The organism is Anoxybacter fermentans, from assembly GCF_003991135.1.
GTDB classification, from domain to species: Bacteria; Bacillota; Halanaerobiia; order DY22613; family DY22613; genus Anoxybacter; species Anoxybacter fermentans.
Window position 1 is genome coordinate 2784353 of the sequence record NZ_CP016379.1, and the last position, 26870, is coordinate 2811222.

At 36.8% G+C, this 26870-nt stretch carries 28 protein-coding genes and 1 pseudogene; 9 read left to right on the plus strand and 20 right to left on the minus strand.

Going from position 1 to position 26870, the window contains the following annotated elements:
• Window positions 1-256: 256 nt before the first annotated feature.
• The 3 genes from BBF96_RS12625 to yiaY (BBF96_RS12635) all read left to right on the plus strand — a co-directional run bounded on the left by BBF96_RS12625 (window position 257) and on the right by yiaY (BBF96_RS12635) (window position 2745).
• On the plus strand, window positions 257-1099 hold the full coding sequence (locus BBF96_RS12625; protein ID WP_127017498.1) for a hypothetical protein: 843 nt from the start codon (window positions 257-259) through the stop codon (window positions 1097-1099).
• Entirely contained in the window at window positions 1099-1395 is a 297-nt protein-coding gene (locus BBF96_RS12630) for a hypothetical protein (RefSeq protein ID WP_127017499.1), read from the plus strand. Before BBF96_RS12625 ends, BBF96_RS12630 begins: the two co-directional genes overlap by 1 nt.
• A 219-nt stretch (window positions 1396-1614) precedes the next feature.
• Complete coding sequence (gene yiaY, locus BBF96_RS12635; protein ID WP_127018263.1) at window positions 1615-2745, plus strand: L-threonine dehydrogenase; 1131 nt, start codon at window positions 1615-1617, stop codon at window positions 2743-2745.
• A 528-nt stretch (window positions 2746-3273) separates the two neighbouring features.
• Here the strand turns inward: yiaY (BBF96_RS12635) and BBF96_RS12640 are convergent.
• From BBF96_RS12640 to pdxR, 5 genes are all read right to left on the minus strand, one after another.
• Window positions 3274-5109, minus strand: a complete 1836-nt coding sequence (locus tag BBF96_RS12640) for a glycoside hydrolase family 13 protein (RefSeq protein ID WP_127017500.1) — start codon at window positions 5107-5109, stop codon at window positions 3274-3276.
• 139 nt (window positions 5110-5248) lie between these two features.
• The gene (locus BBF96_RS12645; protein WP_127017501.1) at window positions 5249-5491 is read right to left on the minus strand and encodes a DUF1657 domain-containing protein; all 243 of its coding nucleotides are present in this window, start codon (window positions 5489-5491) and stop codon (window positions 5249-5251) included.
• Between the two features lie 107 nt (window positions 5492-5598).
• On the minus strand, window positions 5599-6870 hold the full coding sequence (locus BBF96_RS12650) for an ArsB/NhaD family transporter (RefSeq protein WP_205665636.1): 1272 nt from the start codon (window positions 6868-6870) through the stop codon (window positions 5599-5601).
• A gap of 17 nt (window positions 6871-6887) precedes the next feature.
• Complete coding sequence (locus BBF96_RS12655; protein WP_127017502.1) at window positions 6888-7238, minus strand: Na-translocating system protein MpsC family protein; 351 nt, start codon at window positions 7236-7238, stop codon at window positions 6888-6890.
• Between the two features lie 257 nt (window positions 7239-7495).
• The gene (pdxR, locus tag BBF96_RS12660; protein ID WP_127017503.1) at window positions 7496-8962 is read right to left on the minus strand and encodes a MocR-like pyridoxine biosynthesis transcription factor PdxR; all 1467 of its coding nucleotides are present in this window, start codon (window positions 8960-8962) and stop codon (window positions 7496-7498) included.
• A 155-nt stretch (window positions 8963-9117) separates the two neighbouring features.
• On the opposite strand from pdxR, the gene pdxS reads away from it, so the two are divergent.
• The 4 genes from pdxS to yiaY (BBF96_RS12680) all read left to right on the plus strand — a co-directional run bounded on the left by pdxS (window position 9118) and on the right by yiaY (BBF96_RS12680) (window position 12955).
• Complete coding sequence (gene pdxS, locus BBF96_RS12665; RefSeq protein ID WP_127017504.1) at window positions 9118-9996, plus strand: pyridoxal 5'-phosphate synthase lyase subunit PdxS; 879 nt, start codon at window positions 9118-9120, stop codon at window positions 9994-9996.
• A 1-nt stretch (window position 9997) separates the two neighbouring features.
• Window positions 9998-10588 (plus strand): pyridoxal 5'-phosphate synthase glutaminase subunit PdxT, encoded by a 591-nt coding sequence (gene pdxT / locus BBF96_RS12670; RefSeq protein WP_127017505.1) that lies wholly within the window; start codon window positions 9998-10000, stop codon window positions 10586-10588.
• A gap of 199 nt (window positions 10589-10787) precedes the next feature.
• Window positions 10788-11399 (plus strand): hypothetical protein, encoded by a 612-nt coding sequence (locus BBF96_RS12675; protein WP_127017506.1) that lies wholly within the window; start codon window positions 10788-10790, stop codon window positions 11397-11399.
• A 401-nt stretch (window positions 11400-11800) separates the two neighbouring features.
• Window positions 11801-12955 carry an L-threonine dehydrogenase gene (gene yiaY, locus BBF96_RS12680; RefSeq protein ID WP_127017507.1) on the plus strand — a complete coding sequence of 385 codons (1155 nt, stop codon included), beginning with the start codon at window positions 11801-11803 and terminating at the stop codon, window positions 12953-12955.
• A 290-nt stretch (window positions 12956-13245) separates the two neighbouring features.
• Here the strand turns inward: yiaY (BBF96_RS12680) and BBF96_RS12685 are convergent, their stop codons facing one another.
• From BBF96_RS12685 to BBF96_RS12735, 12 genes are all read right to left on the minus strand, one after another.
• Entirely contained in the window at window positions 13246-13599 is a 354-nt protein-coding gene (locus BBF96_RS12685; RefSeq protein WP_127017508.1) for a hypothetical protein, read from the minus strand.
• A gap of 39 nt (window positions 13600-13638) precedes the next feature.
• Window positions 13639-15147: a 4Fe-4S dicluster domain-containing protein gene (locus tag BBF96_RS12690; protein WP_127017509.1), complete on the minus strand. Its 1509-nt coding sequence runs from the start codon at window positions 15145-15147 to the stop codon at window positions 13639-13641.
• A gap of 14 nt (window positions 15148-15161) precedes the next feature.
• Window positions 15162-15386: an NADH-quinone oxidoreductase subunit NuoE family protein gene (locus BBF96_RS12695; RefSeq protein ID WP_127017510.1), complete on the minus strand. Its 225-nt coding sequence runs from the start codon at window positions 15384-15386 to the stop codon at window positions 15162-15164.
• A gap of 26 nt (window positions 15387-15412) precedes the next feature.
• Window positions 15413-16561: a SpoIIE family protein phosphatase gene (locus BBF96_RS12700; RefSeq protein ID WP_127017511.1), complete on the minus strand. Its 1149-nt coding sequence runs from the start codon at window positions 16559-16561 to the stop codon at window positions 15413-15415.
• Window positions 16558-18294: a [Fe-Fe] hydrogenase large subunit C-terminal domain-containing protein gene (locus BBF96_RS12705; RefSeq protein WP_127017512.1), complete on the minus strand. Its 1737-nt coding sequence runs from the start codon at window positions 18292-18294 to the stop codon at window positions 16558-16560. Before BBF96_RS12705 ends, BBF96_RS12700 begins: the two co-directional genes overlap by 4 nt.
• Entirely contained in the window at window positions 18294-18545 is a 252-nt protein-coding gene (locus tag BBF96_RS12710) for a (2Fe-2S) ferredoxin domain-containing protein (RefSeq protein WP_127017513.1), read from the minus strand. Before BBF96_RS12710 ends, BBF96_RS12705 begins: the two co-directional genes overlap by 1 nt.
• 173 nt (window positions 18546-18718) lie before the next feature.
• Window positions 18719-18868 carry a hypothetical protein gene (locus tag BBF96_RS16480; protein WP_164731057.1) on the minus strand — a complete coding sequence of 50 codons (150 nt, stop codon included), beginning with the start codon at window positions 18866-18868 and terminating at the stop codon, window positions 18719-18721.
• Between the two features lie 3 nt (window positions 18869-18871).
• The gene (locus BBF96_RS12715) at window positions 18872-19582 is read right to left on the minus strand and encodes a carbon starvation CstA family protein (protein ID WP_127017514.1); all 711 of its coding nucleotides are present in this window, start codon (window positions 19580-19582) and stop codon (window positions 18872-18874) included.
• 51 nt (window positions 19583-19633) lie between these two features.
• A complete protein-coding gene (locus BBF96_RS12720) occupies window positions 19634-20146 on the minus strand; it encodes a carbon starvation CstA family protein (RefSeq protein WP_127017515.1) in 513 nt (170 codons plus the stop codon).
• Window positions 20115-20240, minus strand: a complete 126-nt coding sequence (locus BBF96_RS17065; RefSeq protein ID WP_127017516.1) for a carbon starvation CstA family protein — start codon at window positions 20238-20240, stop codon at window positions 20115-20117. The genes BBF96_RS12720 and BBF96_RS17065 overlap by 32 nt, the downstream gene beginning before the upstream one ends.
• A 426-nt stretch (window positions 20241-20666) precedes the next feature.
• Window positions 20667-21005: a rubredoxin-like domain-containing protein gene (locus BBF96_RS17205; protein ID WP_127017517.1), complete on the minus strand. Its 339-nt coding sequence runs from the start codon at window positions 21003-21005 to the stop codon at window positions 20667-20669.
• Window positions 21006-21023: 18 nt separating this feature from the next.
• Window positions 21024-21542, minus strand: coding sequence for a rubrerythrin family protein (locus BBF96_RS12735; protein ID WP_127017518.1), 519 nt, complete (start codon window positions 21540-21542; stop codon window positions 21024-21026).
• A 607-nt stretch (window positions 21543-22149) separates the two neighbouring features.
• Between BBF96_RS12735 and BBF96_RS12740 the strand changes: the two genes are divergently transcribed.
• Both BBF96_RS12740 and spoVB read left to right on the plus strand, forming a co-directional pair.
• The gene (locus BBF96_RS12740; RefSeq protein WP_164731058.1) at window positions 22150-22575 is read left to right on the plus strand and encodes a GGDEF domain-containing protein; all 426 of its coding nucleotides are present in this window, start codon (window positions 22150-22152) and stop codon (window positions 22573-22575) included.
• Window positions 22576-22773: 198 nt separating this feature from the next.
• Window positions 22774-24336, plus strand: a complete 1563-nt coding sequence (gene spoVB / locus BBF96_RS12745; protein WP_127017520.1) for a stage V sporulation protein B — start codon at window positions 22774-22776, stop codon at window positions 24334-24336.
• A gap of 248 nt (window positions 24337-24584) precedes the next feature.
• Here spoVB and BBF96_RS17495 read toward each other — a convergent pair.
• The 3 genes and pseudogenes from BBF96_RS17495 to BBF96_RS12760 all read right to left on the minus strand — a co-directional run.
• Window positions 24585-24785, minus strand: a pseudogene (locus BBF96_RS17495) (hypothetical protein); the annotation flags it as partial.
• A gap of 6 nt (window positions 24786-24791) precedes the next feature.
• On the minus strand, window positions 24792-25466 hold the full coding sequence (locus BBF96_RS12755) for a phosphatase PAP2 family protein (RefSeq protein ID WP_127017521.1): 675 nt from the start codon (window positions 25464-25466) through the stop codon (window positions 24792-24794).
• Window positions 25467-25490: 24 nt separating this feature from the next.
• Window positions 25491-26678: a trans-sulfuration enzyme family protein gene (locus tag BBF96_RS12760; protein WP_127017522.1), complete on the minus strand. Its 1188-nt coding sequence runs from the start codon at window positions 26676-26678 to the stop codon at window positions 25491-25493.
• Window positions 26679-26870 lie beyond the last annotated feature (192 nt).

Consider the following 26870-nt stretch of genomic DNA (forward strand, 5'->3'; position numbering starts at 1 on the left):
TTTTTTTCCAATAAAGATTCCTACCTGTAATAATTTTTTTTTAAATTGAAAGAATAAAATTGAAAGCAATGACAGAAAGGAGGGTAAATTTTATTACCTCTATCTACCAAAGAATTTAACTATGTCATAAACCATCTTTTCTGGGAACTATTAATGGTAAAAAAGTATTATAAATTACGCTTAACAGATAACAGACTCTCAATTAGAGCAAACTAAGACAACTATATTATTTACCTTAAAGGAGGCAAAAACAGATATGAACAAAGCACACGGCGGTTATGGTATGACTGGTCAATATGGCGGCCAAAGCCAATATCAAGGAATGAATCAGGCCAACCAATATAGCTACACCAATCAATATCGCGGCAACAATCCTCAACATTCTGAAGAACACGGCGGTTATGGTATGACCGGCTATACCGATTCCCAGTCTGGTGGTGGACAGGGCCAATATCAGGCCAACCAATATGGCTACACCAGTCAATATCGCGGCAACAACCCTCAACATTCTGAAGAACGCGGCGGTTATGGTATAACAAGTCAATATGGTGGTCAAAGCCAATATCAGGGTATGACTCAAGGTACTCAATATCAACAAACTAATATAACCAGCGGTTATGGTACTACCGGTCAGAGCGGTTCCCAGTCTGGTGGTGGACAGGGCCAATATCAGGCCAACCAATATGGCTACACCAGTCAATATCGCGGCAACAATCCTCAACACTCTGAAGAACGCGGTGGTTATGGTATAACAAATCAATATGGTGGTCAAAGCCAATATCAAGGTATGACTCAAGGTACTCAATATCAACAAACTAATATAACCAGCGGTTATGGTACTACCGGTCAGAGCGGTTCCCAGTCTGGTGGTGGACAGGGCCAATATCAGGCCAACCAATATGGCTACACCAGTCAATATCGCGGCAACAACCCTCAACATTCTGAAGAACACGGCGGTTATGGTATGGCAGGTCAATATAGTGGTCAAAGCCAATATCAGGGTATGAACCAGGCTAATCAATATGGCTATACCAACCAATATCGGGGTTATACAACTGAACACAGTGAAGAACCAACTTCCACTGGAGGCAGGATGTAATGGATAATCAAAATAACTTAGGACGTCAATATACCAGTAATCCCAAATTTGGTACTATCTATCCCAATACTCAATATAAAGGATATACCGAAGAAGAAGGTACACCATATGGTGGACCTTCTAATATGCAGCAACAAAAAAATCAAATATTAAGTAACGTAAAATATCATGGTGCTGATCAATACAGTCAGCAAAGAATTAAAAATCAATATCAAGGAATGAATCAGCAATCTGAAAATACCCTTAATGCAACCACTCCTAAACTGCATAACACTCTAGAAAATGAAATTAAGTAGTGGTTGACGAATCTTAACTTACAAATCCCTCCATTCTGGATGTAGTAAGTTAGAGATTGGGTTAACTACTACTTACTCAGAAGGAGGGATTTGTTATTTTTTAAGAAAATTACGACCCTACAGAAAAATCAAGCTTTCCCTCTTGAAAAAGGAGGGAAATTTGAAAGAACATAAAATATCAAGGGAGGAATATATGTGGAAAAAACATTTAGATTTTTTATGCCGCCAGTTAGTTTAATGGGGCCCGGATGTCTAAAAGACCTGGGGAAAGAAATAGTTAATTTAGGGCTAAAAAAAGCTTTAATAGTAACTGATAAGGTTTTAGTTCAAATAGGGTTGGTTAATCAATTAACAGAAGTGTTAACTTCAGAAGGAATAGAGTACGTTATCTATGATGGAACCCAACCAAATCCGACAGTTAAAAATGTAGAAGATGGATTAAAGATGTTAAAAGAAAATAATTGTGATTTCTTAATTTCTTTTGGTGGAGGTTCTCCTCACGACTGCGCTAAAGGTATAGGTATAGTCGCTACAAATGGTGGTTCAATAAAAGATTATGAAGGTGTAAACAAATCAACTAAACCTATGCTACCTTTAGTTGCAGTAAATACAACAGCTGGTACTGCTAGTGAAATGACTAGATTTTGTATCATAACAGACGAAGAAAGACATGTTAAAATGGCTATTGTAGATTGGCATACAACTCCTATTTTAGCAGTAAACGACCCTCTTTTAATGGTAGGTATGCCTAAATCATTAACAGCTGCAACAGGTATGGATGCCTTAACACATGCAATCGAAGCTTATGTTTCAACTGAAGCAACACCGGTTACAGATGCTTGTGCACTGATGGCAATCGAGCTAATTTCAAAATACTTAAGAAGAGCAGTTGAAAATGGTGAAGATTATGAAGCGAGAGATAAAATGGCATATGCTGAATTCTTAGCCGGTATGGCATTTAACAATGCCAGTTTAGGATACGTTCATGCTATGGCACATCAATTAGGTGGATTCTATGATCTACCACATGGAGTATGTAATGCAGTATTGCTTCCACATGTTCAGAGATTCAATGCTAAAGTTGTACCTGAAAGATTTATTAATATAGCCAGAGCAATGGGAGAAAATGTAGAAGGCCTTTCAGCAGAGGAAGCTGCTAAAAAAGCGATTGAAGCTATTGTAAAATTAGCATCAGATATTGGAATCCCATCTGGATTAAAAGAACTAGGAGTTAAAGAAGAAGATATAAAAACTCTTTCAGAAAACGCCTTGAAAGATGCATGTGGACTAACAAATCCAAAACAAGCTAGTTTAGAAGAAATAATGGAAATATATAAACAGGCAATGTAAATGTAAATATAAAATTTTAAAGGCTTCAGGCTGTTGAAAAAGGGGAGGTACACATAACTTGCTCCCATAAAGGAACAAAAACTAAATATAATTTCTTCCGCTACCGGATGCTCCGCCATCCTAGCTTCAGCCTTGATTTATACGCTTCAGAAATTATATTTAGTTTTTCTGGCAGTGCACAGGCAAATCTCTAAAAAAGAAAGGTTTGTCAACAAGCTCAAGGGAGAATAGCTTCTCTTTTTTTAATGTTTAGGAAATTATACTTTTTCGTAAATTATGGATAACTATGAAATGAATTAAACTGCAAAAAGCTAATTTTGAGCGACATAGAAATTTTTCGCCAAATCATCTTAGCGAGATTTCCGACAAAATAAGGCCTCATCACAGGAGGTGATGAGCTAATCAAGGGCCAGGATGGCCCTTTGATTAGGAAACCTTATTTCGGCGAAAATCGAGCTTTAGATGATTCGAAAAATTTCTCAAGAAGCGAAAAATTAGCTTCTTGCAGTTTAACCATTAAATTTATATTCATTTGACTAACAACACTGCACCAAAATTAGGCTTCAATTCTAACCTTGTTTTATCAGCATTATAAACTCCACCATTCAAAAGATCATAAACCTCACCTTTGATACCCCACTCCTCAAAAGGAATAGTTAATGTATGAACATCATCACTATTATTGATCACAGAAATAATCCTTTCTCCTTCATATTCCCTCTCAAAAGCAAAGATTCTCCGCTTATCATCTGTATAAACAACTCTAAATGAACCTCTCTGTAAAGCCGGATAGGAACGACGGATTTTTATCATCGTTTTATATAGATTTAAAAGATCCTGATTCTGTTTTTCAGGGTCCCAGATCATTGGCCGACGACAGTCGGGATCTTTACCACCTTCCATCCCCACTTCATCACCATAATAAATTGCCGGTGCACCCAGATAAGTAAATTGGAAGATAACAAAAGGTTTAATTAAATCTACATTTCCCCGTGCCAGGGTTAAAAACCTCTCTACATCATGAGAACTAACCATGTTATAAAGCACATGGACAACTGGCTCAGGATAACGTGTAAGATCCATTCCCAATTCTTTTGCAAATCGGCTGGGCCTTTTAATACGCTCTATAAAGAATTTGATCATTAATTTCCTGTAAACATAATTCATCGTTGAATCAAATTCTTTATTATTAATCCATGGACTGGCGTCATCCCATATCTCACCAATGATTAAAACCTCAGGATCAATCTCTTTAGCCACCCTATATAACTCCTGCCAGAACTCATGGGGAACTTCCTTTGGTGCATCCAACCGGATCCCTTTAACACCTAAACTTAACCAATACCTGACCACATCAAGAATATATTCTCTTACTTCAGGATTTTTATAATTTAATTCCGGTAAACTACTAAAACCATTCCAGCAATCATAATTCCCTTTCTCAGGACTAACCGGAAAACTATAGATCCTATACCAATCTACATAAGGTGAATCCTCACCATTTTTTATAATATCCTGAAAAGCCCAGAACTCAGTTCCTGTATGGTTAAAAACACCATCAATGATTATGTAAATTCCCCGTTTTTTTGCTTCTTTAACCAATTTTTTGAATAATTCATTGGTTCCAAAATTATCATCCACTTTCAAATAATCAGTCGCATCATATTTATGGTTAGAGATAGATTCATGAATCGGATTAAAATAAATCGCTTGAACTCCTAACTCCTCTAAATAATCCAGTTTATCCAATACTCCCTGTAAGTCACCGCCAAAGAAATCTGAACCCCGGGGTGGATTTACAGGGTACTGATCCCAACTCCGTACCACTACTGGATTCCCATATACGTCCCATTCACCCGGCTTTGGATCATTGGATGGATCTCCGTTGTAAAAACGTTCAGGAAAAATCTGATATATAACCGCTCCTTTGGCCCAATCAGGTGTGGCAAACGTTTGCACAGAATTTGTATAAATAACAAATGGCTCTATTTCATCTACAGAAGTAACTGCGCCATTTTGACCTAGATAGGCCACTTCCTCACCAACCGTGACTTTAAAATAATAAGTAAACTCTTCCTTTTCAGGTTTAAACTGAATCGCATAAAACTGATAGAAATTATTCTCTGCATAAAACTTCATCGGCAATTTTTCTCTGCCATCTAAAATTAATTCAGCCCTATCCACACCCTGTCTTTGAACCTGTAGTCTAAGATTCAGTTCGCCATCTTTAGTCATATAACAGAACCTAACATTATCAGGCTCATGAACAAGATGCTTTATTTTCAACTTAGAAGCTGCAAAAATATCTCCAGCCATTAATATAAAAAACATTACAAAAATTATCCCAATTACAATTTTTCGCAAAACTATCTACCTCCCTTTCCATTATTCCTTTATCTAATTATAACAATTTAACTGCAAATAGTCCAGATAAAGAAAAACTGGCCGGATATTAAAATACCCGACCAGCCTTTCCGGGTGTTACACGACCTTTCCACTGCTTTTATTGTTGCTTCTGCTGTTGCCCGGACATCATCTGCTGCTCAACTTTATATTGAGGCTCCTCTTGCTCAATATAGTTTACCCTGTTTCTCAGGTCGGTGATCAGAGATTCTAATTGCTGAGCACCGTTCTGAAACATTTGTTGAGCTAATTTGTCATCAGTGTCCTGAGCAAATTGCTCATAACTTGCCTTTGCGCTTTCTAAGGAAGTCAGAGTCTGATGCAGCTTTTTACCAACGGTCATTATAACACCTCCAAATGAGATTCTAGCTTTATTATGGAACATCTTCCGGTAAATTAGTCTAGTAGTTTTTAGCATAAAAAAAAACCGACTAACGTCGGTAATTCTAACTAGATTAAATACCGCAAATAAATATAGATTTGACAGATTAATAAAGCTAATAAAGTCAAAGGTAATCCGATCTTTAAATAATCCATAAAACTGATCTTTATCCCCTCTTTTTGAGCCATCCCAGTTACAATTACATTGGCAGAAGCTCCTATTACTGTCATATTACCACCTAAACAGGCACCCAGTGATAATGCCCACCAGAGAAATTGACTATTGTCAGATAACCCCTTAATTACGGGTATGGCAGTAGCTACAAAAGGAATATTATCCAAAAAACCTGAAATTAATCCAGCTCCCCAGAGTGTCAAAGCCGAAGTAACAGCCAGATTTCCCTGGGTAGCATGTAAAATTCCCCGGGCCAACAGATCTAAAAGCCCGACTTTCTCCAATGCACCTACCAGAATAAATAATCCCGCAAAGAAGAAGATAGTTGCCCATTCTACTTCTCTAAAAGCTTCATCTGCATTCACTTTACTGATCAGCATCAATAAAAGCGCACCAATAATGGCAACAGCAGCAGTTTCAATTCCCAAAAGATCATGGAACATAAAGCCAATCAAGGTCAATCCCAAAATACTAAGAGATTTGTAAACCAATTCTTTATTTTTAAGGCTAATTTCGCAATTCAGGTTTTTAATTTGTTCCCGTATTTCATCAGAAACCTCAAGCTGACGACGATAAAGCAGATAAATAATGGTAATGGTTACTATATAAATAATTAAGACAACCGGACCCAAATTAAGAATAAAATCCATAAAACTTAATCCGGTAGCACTTCCAATCATAATATTGGGAGGGTCACCAATAAGAGTAGCAGTTCCTCCAATATTTGAAGAAAGAATTTCAGCAATCAAATACGGAACAGGTGAAACATTTAAAGCCTTGCTAACTACCAATGTAATCGGTGCTATCATAACAACTGTTGTAACATTATCTAAAAGTGCTGAAAAAACAGCAGTCAAAGCAGAGAATAATACTAAAATTTTTACAGGACTACCCTCAACCCAATTTACCAATTTATAAGCAATATATTGAAATACACCAGTTTTCCGTGTAATGGAAACAAGAATCATCATAGAAACCAATAAGCTCAATGTATCAAAATCCACAAAATTAATAGCATCTGCCGCTGACAAAGGACCAAATAAGACCACTATAGTTGCCCCAAGTAAAGTAATAACAGCTCTGTCTACTTTCTCAGAGATAATAAATCCATAAATGATTAAAAAAATACTTGATGCTTCAGTCATTTCTGCAATAGAGAATTGCATATCTCATCACCTCACTTTTAATCGAATTTTCTATCCAGAATAAATATATCAATCCTTTCACCAGTTTTTGTACTTATATCACAATGGATACTGATTACTCTTGCACCTGTAACCTGTTGAATTAAATGTTCTAATTGAGGACGACATACCTCCTCTAAATGATAGCGAAATTCTTTAATCACCCGTTGACCTTCATGGTTTTGTGCCAGTTGCTTTTCTGCAGGAGTTAAAACACCTTTCAAACGAACAATCACCATATCATCTATGATATAAGTTTTAGCGGACTCTGCACCACGTCCAAACTGCTCTTTTTGAAATTTAACCATTAAGCTAGAAATCTTATCAGCCAATTCACCTTTAGTTGGCATTTTATAATTCCCCCTTTTACTTCTCATATTTTACCCAAAAAAGATAAAAACCAGCCGCATTCAGGGGGACAGAAATACCCAGAACACTAGCTGGTCTATCGGGCGACAAAGATCAAAAAGATCCCCTTCGCCCAATCTACCAAAGAATATTCACTTTTTTATATTTATACTCCGATTTTGATTATAATACTTCTTTTTTAAACTGTCAAGAATTTATACTGAGAAAATACATTTTTGACATTAATTTAACCCAATACTTACATTAAAGGGGTAAACGCCAGGTATTCATCATTGCTCTCCTCACTTAAGAAATCTCTTATCACCTGTGAAAGAATTTGAATACCTTTTAACATCTCCTCCTCTTCTACGGCGGCAATACTTAGTCTGAAAAACTGATTGGGCTGCCTATCAGGGTAAAAAACTGAACCTGGGACAAAGATTACACCATTGGACAGACATTTTTTGTATAACCGATTGGAAGAATATCCATCCGGTAATGCCAGCCAGAAGTTCAATCCTCCTTCAGGTACTCTGTACTTAACCTGAGATGGAAGATACTGAGCCAGCAATTTTACAAAATACTTATATTTCTCAAAATAAATCTGCCGCATTCCTTCAATATGCTTTTCCCATAAACCATTACGTAATAAAAGATCAAAGGTACGTTGAATTAATCCTGAAGAAGAGATATCAGAAGTATGTTTAGCCGCCATCATCCGGCCAATGAACTGATCCGGGATCACTATAAAAGCAATTCTAAAGCCGGGAAGAAAGATTTTACTAAAACTCTTAATATAAATTACTTCCTCTGCTCCTTTCATTGCCCGTAAAGGTTTAATAGGCTTTTCCGTAAAGTATAGGTCACTTAAACAGTCATCTTCCACTATAGTCAATCCCCATTCAGATGATATCTCCAATAATTTTTCTTTCGTTTCACGGCTATAAGTATAACCTGTAGGGTTTTGAAATGCAGTCATGATATAAAGAAACTTAGGCTGATATTCTGCCAGTTTAGCCTTAAGAATCTCAAGGTCAATTCCATTTTCCCGAATTGGAATAGAGACAACTTTAGCTCCCCGTAATTTAAAAGCAGAGATAGCACCGGGATAAGTTGGCTCTTCGGTAAAAACTACATCCCCATAATTTAAAAGACCTTTTGCCAGGATATCAATCCCCTGCTGTGCTCCTGAAACCACCTGAATATTTCCAATCTGGCAAGAAATATTTTTCTTTAAAAGATACTGATAAAACGCTTCCCTTAAAGGCTTATAGCCCATACTTTCCTGATACCCAAATGCTTCTCCACCATCCCGATCCAACACATGATTGATTGCTTTTTTCACATCCTGAATGGGAAAAAGATCAGCATCAGGTGTAGCAGTAGCAAAACTGATTACATTTTGCTTTAAGGGCATCTGGCCCTGATTCATAAGCTGAATCTCTTCATCAACAAAGATTCCCTTTTGATCAACTTTATGGTCAAAGGGAGCCACATAAGTACCGCTCCCCACCTTTTTTAATACCAATCCTTCTTTCTCCAACAATTTGTACGCATTAACCACCGTTACATTATTTACATCCAGTATTTTTGCCAGCTGACGAATAGGCGGTAACTTTTGATATTCTTTCAAAACACCCTTTTCAATCATCCCCTTTAACTGCCTATATAACTGAATGTATAAAGGTTGTTCCCCTTTCCTGTCCAATTGTATTTCTTGATACATAAAATTGTACCCCCTAACATTTTTTTAATCCGACATATTGACAATACAATCATTATTTGCAATAATACAATTAGTACAATTACCGTACAATTTTAAATTGTTCCCATACAATTATTATAACACAAACTTTATCTCTAATAAAGGAGGCGTTTAGTATGTCTGAACGTTTTGAGCTGAACAAAAACCTGGCCCAGATGCTAAAAAACGGCGTAATTATGGATGTAACTAATGTTGAACAGGCAAAAATCGCCGAAGAGGCAGGCGCAGCAGCAGTAATGGCACTAGAACGAGTTCCAGCAGACATCCGCAAAGAAGGTGGAGTAGCAAGGATGTCCGATCCTCAAATGATTGAAGAGATAATGAATGCTGTCTCCATTCCAGTAATGGCAAAAGTCCGAATCGGCCACTTTGTAGAAGCACAGATTCTAGAAGCCCTCGGTATTGACTACATAGACGAAAGCGAAGTTTTGACCCCAGCTGATGAAGTAAATCATATTGACAAAACAGCTTTTAAAGTTCCCTTTGTCTGTGGAGCGAGAAACTTAGGTGAAGCACTCCGCCGGATTGGTGAAGGAGCAGCAATGATCAGAACCAAAGGTGAAGCAGGAACCGGTAATGTAGTAGAAGCTGTACGGCATATGCGCACCATTATGAGTGAAATCCGCCGTCTAACTGTTCTTAGTCAGGAGGAATTGATGGCAGTCGCCAAAGAAATGCAAGCACCATTCCACCTGGTTGAATATGTAGCTAAAAACGGAAAATTACCGGTGGTTAACTTTGCTGCCGGCGGTATTGCAACACCTGCTGATGCTGCTTTAATGATGCAACTGGGTGCAGACGGAGTATTTGTCGGGTCTGGAATTTTCAAATCCTCTAATCCAAAAAAACGTGCCAGAGCCATCGTATTGGCAGTTACCCATTATAATGACCCAGAGATGCTGTTAAAAGTCTCTAGAGATTTGGGGGAACCGATGGTAGGTATTAATATAGACGACTTAGATCACAAAAATCGACTGGCAGAAAGAGGTTGGTAATATGCTTAAAGTCGGTATATTAGCTATACAGGGCGGCATTGAAGAACACGAAGCACATCTAAGACAGCTCGGTGTCGATACAGTACAGATTAAAAAACCAGGCCAATTAGCAAACTGTCACGGAATAATTCTGCCTGGTGGAGAAAGTACAGCCATCGGCAAGACTCTGCTCGAAACCTCTATAGCTCAAGAAATTATCGAAAAATCCAAAGTCGGAATGCCCATCTGGGGAACCTGTGCTGGAATGATTCTCTTAGCAAAAGAGATCGAAAACCAGACAGAAAATTACTTAAAACTTCTCGATATCACTGTCCACCGCAATGGATACGGTCGCCAGATCGATAGTTTTAAAACTGAAGCCATTATTCCTGCTATTTCAAAAGAACCAATTCCTCTTGTATTTATTCGTGCCCCATATGTTACAAGGGTTGGATCAGATGTTAAAGTCCTTTTACAGCTGGATGGCAAAATCGTTGCAGTACAGCAGAATAACATTTTGGGTACTTCCTTCCACCCAGAATTAACAGATGATCTCCGATTCCATGAATACTTCCTTAAGATGGTTCGAAAATTTGCTTTAGAAAAGGAATAAATTGACCTTCGGCCCTAATATTTTATAAGGAAAATTTATTGATACCAGGGATGAAAGCTATCTACAACTGTATAATTTCCTTGATATTAAAAATCAAGGCTAAATTGGTAAACTTTGATTTTACCGATTTAGCCTTTTATCATTTCAAAAAAGGTTTTCTTTCATTTATCACGAATATTTAAATACAGGAGGTGTTTTCATGAAACTGAAGATAATTCCATTATTTATCTTAATTTTGCTAATATCTGTTACTCAAACAAGTTCAGCTGAAGATCAAGAGTATCAAATTCCCGATAATTTTGACCAACTTGTGGATATAACCTTTAAGACCATTTACCGCAATATCAAAGTAAATGAAAACCTTTTTTACGACCTCTACCTTTTTGATGAAAACTTTATGGTTCTGTCAGCTATAACCAGAGGCCAGGGATTTCAGTTGTCCTTACGTCAAATTAAAGAATATTACAAAAAAAGTCTTGACAAATATGATCTTGAAAAAAATTTTATGCTTATGGTCATGGCCTATGACTTAAATGAAAAACATGATTTTTCCAATCTATCATCCCGGATAGGGATTCGTAATTCTAAAGGTAAAGTAATATATGGAACCGAATTAGAAAACTATAATTCCCTCTTTATTATCAGTTTTCCAAAAGAACAGGTTGATCAGCTTTTAAAAGACGAGAAATTAATTATCATACAATTTAAAGAAAAAAACGGTCAACTTTATGAGGTAACCTATAAACGCAACTATCGGGATGAAATTCCGGTAAAAATAAAAGAGTTAATAGAAATTTTAAAGGGAGAATAGCTTCTCCCTTTTTTATTTATGATTTTACTGCAAAAAACTAATTTCGAGCGACATAGAAATTTTTCGTTAAACCATCCTGGTGAGATTTCAGTCGAAATAAGGCCTCATACGAAGATTGATAAGCTAATCAAGTCACTAAAATCGAACTTTAGACGGTTCAAAAAATTTCTCTTGAAGCGAAAAATTAGCTTTTTGCATTAAATTATTTATTTAAACTTAAAAAACCAACTTAACTCAATAATCCTGACACCTTTGATTGGGAGTTATATTTTACTAGCGAAAAAAAGTATATATAAATACCCTTGACTTTATTTAAAAAATGTGATACTATTTTATTAGTTAAGATATATTTTTAAGATATATTTGATAAAAAAATCACAAACATAAAAGGAGGACTACATATGGAAAAAACATTTAGATTTTTTATGCCACCAGTTAGTTTAATGGGACCCGGATGTCTAAAAGACCTGGGGAAAGAAATAGTTAATTTAGGGCTAAAAAAAGCTTTAATAGTAACTGATAAAGTTTTAGTTCAAATAGGGTTGGTTAATCAATTAACAGAAGTGTTAACTTCAGAAGGAATAGAGTACGTTATCTATGATGGAACCCAACCAAATCCGACAGTTAAAAATGTAGAAGATGGATTAAAGATGTTAAAAGAAAATAATTGTGATTTCTTAATTTCTTTTGGTGGAGGTTCTCCTCACGACTGCGCTAAAGGTATAGGTATAGTCGCTACAAATGGTGGTTCAATAAAAGATTATGAAGGTGTAAACAAATCAACTAAACCTGGGCTACCTTTAATTGCAGTAAATACAACAGCTGGTACTGCTAGTGAAATGACTAGATTTTGTATCATAACAGACGAAGAAAGACATGTTAAAATGGCTATTGTAGATTGGCATACAACTCCTATTTTAGCAGTAAACGACCCTCTTTTAATGGTAGGTATGCCTAAATCATTAACAGCTGCAACAGGTATGGATGCCTTAACACATGCAATCGAAGCTTATGTTTCAACTGAAGCAACACCGGTTACAGATGCTTGTGCACTGATGGCAATCGAGCTAATTTCAAAATACTTAAGAAGAGCAGTTGAAAATGGTGAAGATTATGAAGCGAGAGATAAAATGGCATATGCTGAATTCTTAGCCGGTATGGCATTTAACAATGCTAGTTTAGGATACGTTCATGCTATGGCACATCAATTAGGTGGATTCTATGATCTACCACATGGAGTATGTAATGCAGTATTGCTTCCACATGTTCAGAGATTCAATGCTAAAGTTGTACCTGAAAGATTTATTAATATAGCCAGAGCAATGGGAGAAAATGTAGAAGGCCTTTCAGCAGAGGAAGCTGCTGAAAAAGCGATTGAAGCTATTGTAAAATTAGCATCAGATATTGGAATCCCATCTGGATTAAAAGAACTAGGAGTTAAAGAAGAAGATATAAAAACTCTTTCAGAAAACGCCTTGAAAGATGCATGTGGACTAACAAATCCAAAACAAGCTAGTTTAGAAGAAATAATGGAAATATATAAACAGGCAATGTAAAAAGGGAGAATAGCCTCTCCCTTTTTTATTTATGATTAAACTGCAAAAAGCTAATTTTAAGCGTTATTGAAATTTTTCGTTAAACCATCTTAGTGAAATGAAAAGAGAAATAAGGCCTCATCACAGGATGTGATGAGCTAATCAAGGGCCAGGAGGGCCCGTTGATTAGTGCACCTTATTTCGACTGAGATTGAACTTTAAATAGTTTAATGAAAAATTTCATTATGAAGCGAAAAATTAGCTTTTTGCAGTTTAGTTATTTACTTAAAATTAACTCTGAGGCTACACTTTTAAAATAAAATAATTTTCGTTACATCTCCTTTTAGTGCCTGCTTAAAAAATTCTGGAAAACGAAGTGTTCCTTTTTGAATAGCTATTAAATCTGACTTATCCAACATTGTTCGATATTTAAGTTTTCCAATATATTTTTCAAAATCGATCTTTATTTCTCCGTCTTTTGTTAAAAAAAGCTCTCTTAGATAAGCAGTAATCTTTTTTGAGCAGAATTCTCCCTGATTTTCATCTGGAAATATAAATATATACGTAAAAGTCTTATCACCATCTAATAATTTAACTTCACTAATACGTCCAATATTTATTACATGCCAGCCTTGACCCCATAAGACGCCTTCTTCAACTCCCATATCTGCACCTCCAAAAGTTTATGAAAACCCTGGCCTAGCTTACCTTTCCATCGCATGGGCCAGAGATTTTCTTTTTTCTTCTGCTGCTTTATTTTCCAAAGCCAACTTCCATCTGGCTTTATCAGCAAACTTTTGCACCAATCTGGTAGTAATCTTGCTATTCATCATGCTACCTGGCCCCCCAACACAACCTCCCTCACAGCCCATACCTTCAAGAAAGTTACAGTCCAACTTACCTTCTACTAGCTTTTGCAAAGCTTCCTTGCAGTTAACAATTCCATCTACATGGGCAAATTTAATCAAATTTTCCTTTCCTTCTTCTTTTAAAATCTCCCGAATCACATTTGCTACTCCACCTGCATAGGCAAAGTTACGGCCATGACTGGATGCATCTTTTATCTCTTCTTCAAGTTCATACTCTGCCAGATTAATCCCCATACTTACCAGGATGCATCCCAGCTCCTCAAAGGTGAGAACCGCATCTATATCCTTTTCCTTTTGTGCTTCTATCTTTTTGGTAATACATGGCCCGATGAAGACCATTTTACTTTCTGGATCAGTCTTTTTCAATAAACGGGCCAGAGCAATCATTGGAGAAACTGTAGTAGAAGCTTTATCGGCTATCTCCGGGAAATATTTCTGAATTAAACTCAAAAAAGATGGACAACAGGATGATGTCATAAACGGTTGACCTTTTTCTAATCTTTCAACCAACTCATGTGCTTCATTTAATGCCACCATATCAGCACCTAAAGCAACCTCATATACCTCAGAAAAACCAATCTCAACTAAAGCTGCCTTCAACTTGCCGGGACTAACTTTTGCCCCAAATTGACCTATAAAAGAAGGTGCTATTATAGCATTAACCTTAGTCTCTGGATCTTTCAACATCTTAATTACCTGAATAATTTGCGTACTGTCCTCAATAGCTCCAAAAGGACAACTCCTGACACAATTACCACAACCTATACATTTTTCATAATCGATAGAAGCCTGCCTACTATAATCAGCCTTAATAGCATCTACCGCGCAGGCGCGCTCACATGGCCTTATATTTTCAAGGATGGCTCCAAAAGGACATGCCACTTTGCACCTGCCGCATTCAATACATTTACCCTGATCAATATATGCCCGATTCTGAATGATAACAATGGCATTTCTGGGACATGCGCTGACACAGGAATGGGCCACACAATTGCGACAGGCATCAGTTATCATATATTTATCTATAGGACAGCGGTCACAGGCCACACTTAAAACATGGATAATCCGTTTATCACTTTCTAATTGATCTATCTGTTTAGCCATCTCTATCAATGACATATTTTTATACTGCTCCGGGTCAAAACCCATTGCCAGTTTTATCATCTCTTTTAAAATAGCCTGTTCTTTATATTCACAGCAACGATATCTGGGTGTATCGGCATTTGCTAAAAGTTCTGGCAAACTCTCCACTTTTTCAACCAATTGATCCTTTAATGTAAATCGAGCTAATGAAATATAGATACGGCGTTTAAGCTTTGTCAACTCTGTTACAATATTGAGCATGACCGCCCCCCCTTTCAGGTAATCTTTTTAATTAATTCTTCCGGTGTTATCGGAGCAAAAATTTGGCCATTAATCCGGACAGCTGGTGATTTGTCACAGGATTTAAGGCAGGGAACAGTTTTCAATTGGATTGAATTTAACTTTTCACCGGGCAATCCTTGAACTGCTCTGATCAAATCCTGGGCCCCCATTAAATGACATGAAGTGCCAATACAGACTTCTACCAAATGCTTTTTCATTTTTTCCCACCTTCTTTGAATTTGATTTAAAACCATTCTATCTTTACTTTTTTATTTAAACCTTTAAGAGTATTTACTAAACGTTTGATAACCTGGGTACGAATTCCCAGATTAACCGGCAAATCTAAATTCTGATGGGCTTCATTTACTGCCCGACCTACGAGAAAATGAATCTCATCACTCTCCAAAAGCTCTCTTGCCAGAAGTGAAGCTCCATCTTTTCCCAAAGGCATTTCTGAATCGCCGGGCCTTTGTAGATACTCTAGCGTTCTATTTAAAGTCAAAAGGCCTTCTGTCACCAGATCAACTCCCTCAATAAAGGAAATGGGCGGAACATCGGGATCTACATAGTTAAAAGTACACTCCAGCTCACACCCTGTCTCCCGGGCAAAAATCTGGGCTGTAGTACCACCACAGATCACCTTTTTACCCCGGGCTTCAAGTAAACGCCGACTCATAATAAAATCATCTGATGGGTTGATAGGCGGCCCAGTCATGATGGTCAAATATCTGGGCTTTCTTAGCCGGGCACCAATAATAGTAAAATCATCTCCCGGTTCCATCAAATAATAGGCCTCACAAATTTTTATCATCTTCTCTACCATCCGATTAAGGGATAAGCCTTCTGCTGCCAGTTCTTCCAGATGATTAGCTACTCCGTCCCACCCCAGGCCAAAATCCATCAACCCTCCAATTCCAGCATGAATTATTCCATCACTGGTCAAAAAAATATAGTCACCCAATTCCAGCTTAAAATGAGCCTCTTTGATCAATTTGCCCTTAATCCTTCGTTCCTTCATATAAAGAGGCTGCACTTTACCCTGCTTTAGAAAAAAAGCAGGTGGTGAATCCAGTTCAATCAAATAAGCCCTTCCATCATTATAGATCTTTAAAACAGCCAGAGTAGAGTAAGCTATTTCTCTAACTTCACATATGGGTAAAGTTTCAATAATAGTCTCAATAATCTCTTCTAAAGGTAAATTTTTTTCAATCAGTCCAATAGCTATCTTGGTTGTTAGAGTAGCCAGAATATTTGCCTTTACCCCACTTCCCAAACCGTCAGATAAAACGAGAATGGTTCCATCTTCTTTTTTTAAGACTTCCACATGATCTCCGCATAACTCTTCACCGTACCGGGACATACTCTGATAAACATCTTCTACTACAAAATTCAATCTAAATCACCATCCTCGATTATTTCGGTGAGTTCATATAAAGCTGCCTTGGTTTCTACAGTTGTCTCTCCTAACAATTTTGCTATCTCCTGAACAATCTTCATCTGTTTGTGAACCACAGCAGAAGCTTTCTCCACCGCCATTCTCTTCATCTCATGTACCTTTTTCTTTTGCTCCTCCTGTGCTGTGATGTCAGTAATTATACCAACAATAACTTCATATTCTTCAATTGGAAAGATGGTCTGATCAGTAACCAGACGATATTGTTCATATTTAACCTTTTTGTGGACAATCCGCGTCTTCTCCTTCCAAACTTTCTGAAATAAACTGGGGTCAATATATCGATATAGAGGCTGACCAATAGGTGACTCATTTTTTCTATTAAACATCTGATTGGCTACCGGATTAAATTCCTGTATTATCATATTTTTATCGACAACAATAATAGCATTATGGGATGATTCAACGATAATATGAGCCAGGGATTCAATCCGTTCTTTCATATAGGGGATACACATCTTCTCTTCTGCCAATCCCTGATACACAGCAATTGCTTTATCCCGGCAGGTTTGATATCCACAGCCTCCACAATTGGTTTCATCATCTTTTCCAAATTTGCCAATCCTTTTTAAAATCTCTCTTATCTCCTCTTCCGTAGGCATGGGATAAATTTGTTTCCGATGACTGTACTCCCGTTTGAGACGTAGTTTAGCAGGCTGAACTTCTTTCTCCACGTTTTTTTGATTTTTGGTCTTAAAAGAAAGTTTAGACCTATCTCTGGCATATTTAATCACCAACTGACACCGGCCTGCCACACCTAAGTTAATATCTACTTCAGGTCCATTAATACACCCACCCCTACAGGCCATCAGTTCCAGAAAGATGGGGCGAATACGCCCTTCTTTAAGATCAGCTATAGACTGAATACAATCCTCAATCCCACTCACCGAAAAAACCTGACCATTCAAATACTCTTCTTCTAACCCGGCAGTGGTCAATACACCACCCCTCAGGGGGTATTTTCGCGGCCACTGAGATTGACTTAAATCAAAGTCAACAGGTTCAACTTTCTCTAAATTAACTCCTTTTTTTGTAAAAAACTGAATCAACTGTCGAAAAGTCATAACTAAATCCACTCCACCAGAAGCTTCCGGACGATTGAGTTCATCTATCTTGGCAATACAGGGACCAAAAAAGACCACTTTTACCTCTTTACCATAAATTTGCTTTAAAATCTGTCCGTGAGCCATCATCGGTGAAATAAGTGGAGCTAGATTAGGAATCAATTCCGGGTAATGCTTTTCTACAAGATTAACAATAGCAGGACAACAGGTAGAAATAAGAGGTTTGTCCCACTTTTTGACTAAGTTAAAATATTCCTTTGCAACATATTTGGCTCCCTGAACTGTCTCGACAACATAATCAAATCCCAACTCTTTTAATCCTCCTACCAATTGCCGGTAATCATGAAGTTCCAGAGTAGCGACAAATGATGGAGCAACTGAGGCAATTACAGGTATATCTGAAGTCAGAAATTTTTCCAGTTCAGCACTACCATTAAAGGGAACTTTGGCTTTCTGTGGACAAATGTTAACACAGCGGCCACAATAAATACATTTTTCCTTAATGATCCAGGCTTGATCCTGACCAAAACCAATAGCCCCAACAGGACAATGACGCAAGCATCTATAACAGTCTTTACAGGATGCTTTTAGAACAGAGAGAACTTCCATTAAAATTCACCTTCTTTTAAAAGTTCCCGTCTAAAAATCTCTCTGGCATTTTCAGGTGAAACCCGGCTTATAAGCTTATCACCAATTTTAACAGTTACACCCTTAGCACAATTTTTCTGACAAAAGGAAGCTTTAAGATGGATTCTATCCTCTAAATCATAAGTTTTAACCATTTCTTTAAAAATTTGTACCACCTGATAAGCGCCTTTTAAATGACAACTACTTCCCACACATATCTGTACTTCTAACATTGATAAACACCTCTTTCTATCTTAAATACCATAAACATTTTTGTGAAATAATTCACAATATATAGTGAAATATTTCACATTTAATTATATATTACCCCCGGGGTTTCTGTCAAGAGATTTGTTTGCTTTGAAAATTTAAAAAACAAGGGTTGGAGGTTAAAACCACACCCTTTTTATTTACCACCATCCTTAACTGTCTTATACTTATGCCAGGTGTTCCAGGCTTCTTCTATCATCCAGATTTCCAAAAGGAAAATAATTACACCCAGAACCGTTAGAAGCACATTACCGGATGCTATATATTTTCCCAGGTTCAGAATCATGGTCTAACCTGTCATAACCAGCATGAAAATCATCGGTATAAGAGTGGACTTAACAGATTTAGCCTGACGTAATAGATAAACAGTGACCACCAAAAAAACCAGACCAACAAGAAGCTGATTCACCACCCCAAAGAGAGGCCAGAGGATTAAACCACCTTTTCCTCCATTAATCAGTGTCAGGAGGAATGCAGTGAAAACAGCAACAAAGGTAGCAGGATAGCGACCAGTAAGAGACTTTAACCTAACAGTTTCAAAAAGCTCAGTTAATACATACCGCTGAATACGTGTAGCAGAATCAAGGGTAGTAGCAGTAAAACTGATAACTACCACAGCAATAATCGCTTTACTCAAATCCAGAGGAATACCGTAAGAATTTAAGAAAGGTGCGCCGCCATTAACAAAAGCAGAAACTTTGGCTGCAAAACCACTGGCAGCACCCCAACTTTTATAATGGGCTACCCAGCCAGCTTTGGTAGCAAAACCGGCGGTACAGGCAAGAACAACAAAGAGAGCCAGAATACCTTCAACAATCATTCCACCATAACCGATAAACTTAGCATCTACTTCTGAATTAATCTGTTTAACTGTTGTACCGCAGGAAACCAGACTATAGAATCCTGAAATTTCTCCACAGGCGTAAGTAATCCCGTGGCTTAAGCAGAGTTCATACAGGAAGGGTGGATGCGATATAACAATAAACCAGTAAAACCACAATCCATGTCATCAATTCAGAACCAAAAATAGCGGGCATCTTAAACCCAGGCATTAAAACTTCAAGCCAGATAAATATGCAGGCAATAACGGCAGGAATTGTAACCTCTTCCCCTTCTTATATACCAGAAAACTTAAAATAACGGCTAATGGAATTTCTATAAATATTGAGAATACAGTGTGCTGAATACTCATAAAAAGAAAAGCGATTACCAAAGCAAAAACAGCGATGAATATAACCAGAGCAAAAAAGATAATTAATAAGAATAAAATCTTGGCCCGTGGTCCAATAAGTTTAGCAGTAATATCACCAACAAATCTACCTTTATTCCTCAATGAAACTACCAGTGCGCCAAAATCATAAACAGCTCCTAGAAAAATAGTACCCAATACAATCCAGAGTAATGCAGGTACCCAACCCCAGATAACAGCAATAGCCGGGCCAACTATTGGCGCTGCTCCGGCAATTGAGATAAAGTGATGACCAAAAAGAACGTGTTTTTGAGTTAGCACAAAGTCGATATTATCATTGAATTTATGAGCCAGAAGTAACCCGATTTGGATCAAGCCTAAAAACCTTGTTACTTAAGTAAGTCCCATAAAACCGATAGGCAAGATAATATAAAATTAAAACCACTAAAGCCACCAACAACGCATTCATATATATTCCCCTCCTTTTATAAATTTTTAAATTTTAACTATTACAACCCAAACCCAACTTGTTCCCAGCTATCACCTCCTGATTAATATATTTCTTTATTTCTTAAATTTTTATATGATTATACTGCAAAAAGCTAATTTTGAGCGACATAGAAATTTTTCGCCAAATCATCTTAACGAGATTTCCGACGAAATAAGGCCTCATCACAGGAAATGATGAGCTAATCAAGGGCCAGGAAGGCCCTTTGATTAGGAAGCCTTATTTCGGCGGAAATCGAGCTTTAGATGACTCGAAAAATTTCTCAAGAAGCGAAAAATTAGCTTTTTGCAGTTTAACCTTATATAATTTTTTCCTTAAATAAGAAAAAAAAAGATCAGGAAGATTTCCTCCTGACCTCTTTATAATCCTAAAAGGGAGATAAGTTTTTTAACCCCATTTTCCTTTTTTCATATGACCTTCTAACTCAGCTTTTATTTTTTGACCTAATTCAAAAGCTATAGCTTTTGCTTCTTTAAAAACTTTGACACAACCTGGATCTAAATCATCTTCAATTCCTTCTTCAGCTAATTCAATGATCGTATCTAATAATGTTTTAATTTCCATATGTAGATCATTGGTATATCGGGAACGAAGAATTTTTTCTTTCACTTCCTCACTTATTTCTATAAATTTCTCTTTAGGTGCTCCACATTTAGGGCATTGCTCAGGTGCTGCTTCTCTCTCATAAATAAAATTGCACACACTACATTTAAACATAAAATTCATCTCCTTTTTTATAATCAATTACCCTTTATATGGCTTATAATGTTTAGCTGGATGGAAACAAAGTGGGCAAACCTCGGGAGGAGTGGTTCCTTCATGAATATAACCACAGACACGACATTTCCACTTAATATTTTCCTTAGACTTCAAAAGTTCACCATTTTCCAGGCGCTTTTTCAAATCAGCAAACATTTTTGCATGATCTTTTTCTACTTCAATAACTGTTCTAAAGTATTGGGCAGCAGCGTCTTCTCCCTCTTCTTCGGCAACTTTCAAGAATTCAGGATACATACTTTCATGTTCATAAGTCTCTCCCTCAATAGCTGCCTGTAAGTTAGCTTTAGTATCACCGATCCCTTCTAACAGCTTTAAGATTACTTTTGCATGAGCTTCTTCATTGAGAGCAGCTGTCTCAAAAGCTTCAGCTACCTCTAACCACCCTTCCTTTCTTGCCACCTGAGCAAAAAACGTGTATTTATTCCTGGCCTGACTTTCACCTGCGAATGCTGTTTTTAAATTCTCAACTGTTCTTTTACTCATAATATGTACCTCCTAATTGATAATAATAATTTTTATTGATTATATTATAACTCCTATCTGTCCACTATGTCAACAATTATTAACAAAATTACTCAGGTTTTTGATAAATATTGTTTTTTCAATACAAACTATCTGGATTTTTAAAATTATATGATGATTATACTGCAAAAAGCTAATTTTGAGCACCATAGAAATTTTTCGTTAAACCATCTTAGTGAGATTTCAGTTGAATTAAGGCCTCATATAAGGATGTGATAAGCTAATCAAATCACTGAAATCGAACTTTAGATGGTTCGAAAAATTTCTTTTGAAGCGAAAAATTAACTTTTTACAGTAAAATCATTAGATAGATCAAAACTGCAATTAAGCAACTTTTCTAAAATCTAAATTCGATATAAAAGGGCTTTTTACCTTCTAATTTTATTAACAGTCTGAAAATTATCATTTTTATTTTTTCTCTTTTCCTTCCAATCTCCAGATAAGCTTTTTTTGGCACTATTATAGAAAGAATATTTTGTAATATTAAAATTTTAAAAAAATTAAAGGAAAATTGATAGAAAGCCTCGAAATATAATCAATAATACTTAAAGAAGAGGTGATGTTTATCGTGGATAAGTTAACCGGTCTTCTGGACAAAGAAACATTTTTTGAAAAAGCTGCAGCCTACGATGGAACTTATGCAATTGTCGATCTGGATAATTTTAAAAGCTTTAATGATGCTTATGGTCGCGATGTAGGGGACGAAGTTTTAAAGAAGACAGCAGAAGTTTTAAAACAAAATATTGATGAACGCCATTTGATCGGTAGGCTATTACATGATAAATTTTTGGTCTTTTTTAAAGGTTTAAATGTAAACGAAGCAAAAGTATTATTAGATGACATAAGGGAACACTTCCACGGTTTTTACTTCCCTTCTGTAAAAAAAGAACTGCACATTATCTTCAGTGCCGGTGTAGGTTCTGATTTTGAAACCGCCGAAAGAGCATTAAAACAAGCCAAAGATTTAGGCAGAAATAAGATCGTCTGCTTATAAATTAAAAACCCCCTTTGGAATCAGCAAACTGATACCAAAGGGGGTTTTTATTTCCCTTCCAAATATTGATGAGGCCTTATTTCTCCTTCAATCTTACTAAGATGGTTAAAGCTTTTTGCAGTTTAATCATAAAGGTTTTTGCAATACAATATATATAACCTAGTGAACAATTTAATACATTACATTGGAGTGAAGTTTGTGAAACAGCAGACCTTTCTTAAAGGTGCAGTTATCCTAATGGCTGCTAGTTTTTTTAATCGAATATTGGGCTTTATTCTGCGCGTGGTTATGGTTCACTACCTGGGAGATGAAGGTGTGGGATTATATTCAATGATCTATCCCATTTATGTAACTCTGGTTCTTCTTTGTACAGCCGGATTTCCGGTAGCAATTGCTAAATTGGTCTCTGAAAAAAATGCCCAGGGGGATGTGCATGGTGTAAAGAGAATCCTTCGTCTCGCCATCACCTTTGTTATCATAACCAGCATAACTATCGCAGGAATTCTTTTGCTTTCCGCAGAATGGGTAGCTAAATCCATCCTTTCAGATTTAAGAACCTACTATCTTATCCTGGCAATTTCACCTGCTTTGATATTTGTCTCCATAGCCTCAGTTCTAAGAAGTTATTTTCAGGGTTTACATACCATGACACCCACCGCTATCTCCCAGATGATAGAACAATTAGTGCGGATTACCGCATCTATTTTCTTAATTATATTGTTGATTAATAAGGGACTTAAATACGGTGCAGCAGGAGCAGCAATAGGTATTACCTTAGGAGAATTCAGCGGAATGATGACACTGATCATTCTTTATATAAGCCATTGTTTCTCTGGTAGAAGTACTGATCTTCTCTTAAGAAATTTAAAAACTGCACCTCCTTCCAGTTACTCCTATAAACAGATCTTTAAAGATCTTTGTAAAATGGGTATACCTATAACTCTTGGCAGGCTTATCATCTCGTTAATGTATTCTCTAGATGCAATTTTAATACCTACCCAGCTTCAGCGGTCAGGTCTATCAGTTGCTGAGGCCACTTCCCAGTTTGGACAATTATCTGGAATCGCCTTACAGGTTATATTTTTGCCCACAATTATCAGTGTTGCTTTGACAACCAGTCTGGTTCCTACCATCTCAGATGCCCTGGCCCGTAATAATATGCAGGCCATCCGGGCCAAATACCATGAAGTGCTCCGGATCACCTTTTATACCGGAATGCCTGCAACACTCTTTTTCATATTTCGCGGCAGACAAATCTGTTATCTCCTTTTTGACTTTGCTGAAGCCGGTTCACTCCTGGCCCTTTTGGGAGTAGGCGCAATTTCAACTTACTTCATCCATGTAGCTGGAGGGATCTTAAATGGTCTGGGTAAGCCTCATCTGGCAGTAAAAAATATGATTATCGGTGCAGCTTTTAAAATTATAGGTCTTCTAACTTTAGTTAGTCACCCTCTCTTAGGAATTAGAGGAGCTGCCATAAGCATCGTCACAGGATGGATAACTGGTTCTATAGCTGATTTCATTTCCCTTGGACGAATCGTGGGCTTTAAGCTCAATCTTTATCATCTGGTAATAAAACCTTTCTTTGGATGTCTGGTCCTTTACTGGTTATTACCTATCTTTGATAACGCAGGAAAAATTCTAGGACTTAATCCCAAATCAGTAACTTTGCTTACCATTTTTCTATCCAGCATCTTCTATTTCATCTGGATGATACTGGTTAAAGGAATCTCCAAAGATGATTTAAAGAAATTTAAATAATGATTAAACTGCAAAAAGCTAATTTTTCGCTCCTTAAGAAATTTTTCGAACCACCTAAAGCTTGATTTCCGACGAAATAAGACTTCCTAATCAAAGGTCCCTCCTGGCCCTTGGTCAACTCATCACATCCTGTGATTAGGCCTTATTTCGTCAGAAATCTTGCTAAGATGATTTGGCGAAAAATTTCTATGTCGCTCAAAATTAGCTTTTTGCAGTATAATCTTCAATATTTTCTGGAATTCCTGGATATCCCTCCCCACATAAGGGGAACTGGGCCAATACAAACGTGTTGGGTCTAAATTTGATAATAATTCAGGTATTAGATGATAAACTTTCTCACCATAAAATGGTGTTTTAATAGTACTATCAGAATACATTACTTCATACAACCAATCATTTTCATTATTACCACACCAGAGAACAATGCATTGTTCACTTCTTAATCTTTTATTTATTTAACCAGAAGTGTATACAGATTCTTTTTCAAAATAGGGTTTCCTATTCCTCTGGGGTTTATAAATAACCCGATAAAGGGCATAACTTAAAAGCATGGCATAAATCACATCTTCCACTGAATGCTGCTTAATAAAAACAGTAGAAAGTGAGATAAGAATAGCGCAAACAAGTGAGATATAATGAATCCATTTACGATTTTGTAACTTTTTAGATTTAATCACTGCCAGATGAACTGCTATAGCATCCAGAACATGCATACTGGGCGAAACATTAGTTGGCCTATCAATACTATATATCCCTTTGATCAACCTGGACAAAAAATCCTGTTCTGTTATTACAGGACGTAATTTCTGACCATTAGGTAAAATGAAGTAGATAAAAAAACAAATGGTCATTCCACCAAACATAAACAACATTAATTTAATAAAATCTTCCCGTGATGTCAAGCCAAAATAAGTTACAGCAATTGCAATATAAAGATACCAGAATAAATAGGGAATTACAAAAACCTTGATAAAGGGAATATAATCATCAAGAAAAGAATGTACATAATATTTAGGTACAATATACTTATTAAAAGTATGATACAATAATCCAATTACACCATAATATAAAAGAATTAATAAATGGTTATATCTGGACCATAAGTTTTTAACAACATTTCTTTTACTCATTTAAAAAACACACCAACCTTTATCTTAAAGCTGTTCTAATGCTTCAGCCAGATCCTGAATCAATACGGCAGGATCTTCAAGACCAATAAATAGTCTGATCAATTGTGGTGATAAATCCCATTCAGCCATCTCCTCTAAAGTAAATTTATGTTTTAAACTAATGTATGGATGAAAAACTAAACTCTCAAATCCACCCCAACTTACACCTATAGAAAAATACTTAAGGTGGTTCATCATCCGACTGATTCCTTCGATATCCCCTTCTACTTCTATACTGAGCAATCCTCCCCATCCGCTCATCTGCCGATCAGCCAGTTCTTTTTGAGGAAAAGATTCAAGACCAGGGTAGTTTACTTTTTTCACCTTTAGGTGTTGCTCTAAAAAGTTAGCTACTTTAAGAGCCGATTTGGTATGGCGTTCCATTCTAATACCCAGAGTCCTTAAACCCCGAATAATAAGCCAGGCTTCAAATGGCCCTATAATACCGCCAAACAGAGACAATTCATTCTCCTGAATCTTTTCGATTAAATCCTTTCGTCCTGTAACCACACCTGCTACCACATCACTATGCCCATTAAGATATTTGGTAGCAGAATGGACGATAAGATCTACCCCCATCTCAAAAGGCCGTTGATAATATGGAGTTGAGTAGGAATTATCGATAATAGTGATAATATTCTGCTCTTTTGCCAGTTGAGCAACTGCCCTGATATCCTGAAGATGAAAGTTTAAACTAGTTGGGCTTTCAAGATAAATTAAACTGGTATTAGGCTTTAAAGCATTAGCAATCTCATCAGTTTCCCGTCCATCAACATAGGTGACATCTATGGCAAATTTCTTAGCTAAATAATCAGTCAAAAATTGATAGGCTGGAGAATAAATATTTTTGACAGCAACTACGTGGTCTCCATTTTTCACCACACTCATTATAGCCGCAGAGATAGCTGCCATCCCAGACGCAAAAACTTTGGTCGCTTCCGTGCCTTCTAAGGCAGTAATTTTCCGTTCCAGAATCTCTACCGTGGGATTGGTACCCCTGGTATAGATATAGCGATTGGAATTACCTGCAAATGCTTTATCAATCTCTTCATAGGCAGGAAAAGAAAAGAGAGAATTTTCAAAGATGGGTGGTGTTACTCCACCATAAAATCGTTCATAGTCCTCCCCTTCATGGATACAGATGGTCTGGAAGATATCCTTTTTATCTGTCATACGGAGCTGCCTCCTTATATGATTTTACTGCAAAAAGCTAATTTTTCATTTCAAAATCAATCTCACTAAGATAGTTAAACGAAAAATTTCTCTGGCGCTCAAAATTAGTTTTTTGCAGTTTAATCATTTATTAAATTCAACAAAGCGGTAAATATTCCTTTTTCGGATTGTTTTTATTGCAATTTTTTTATT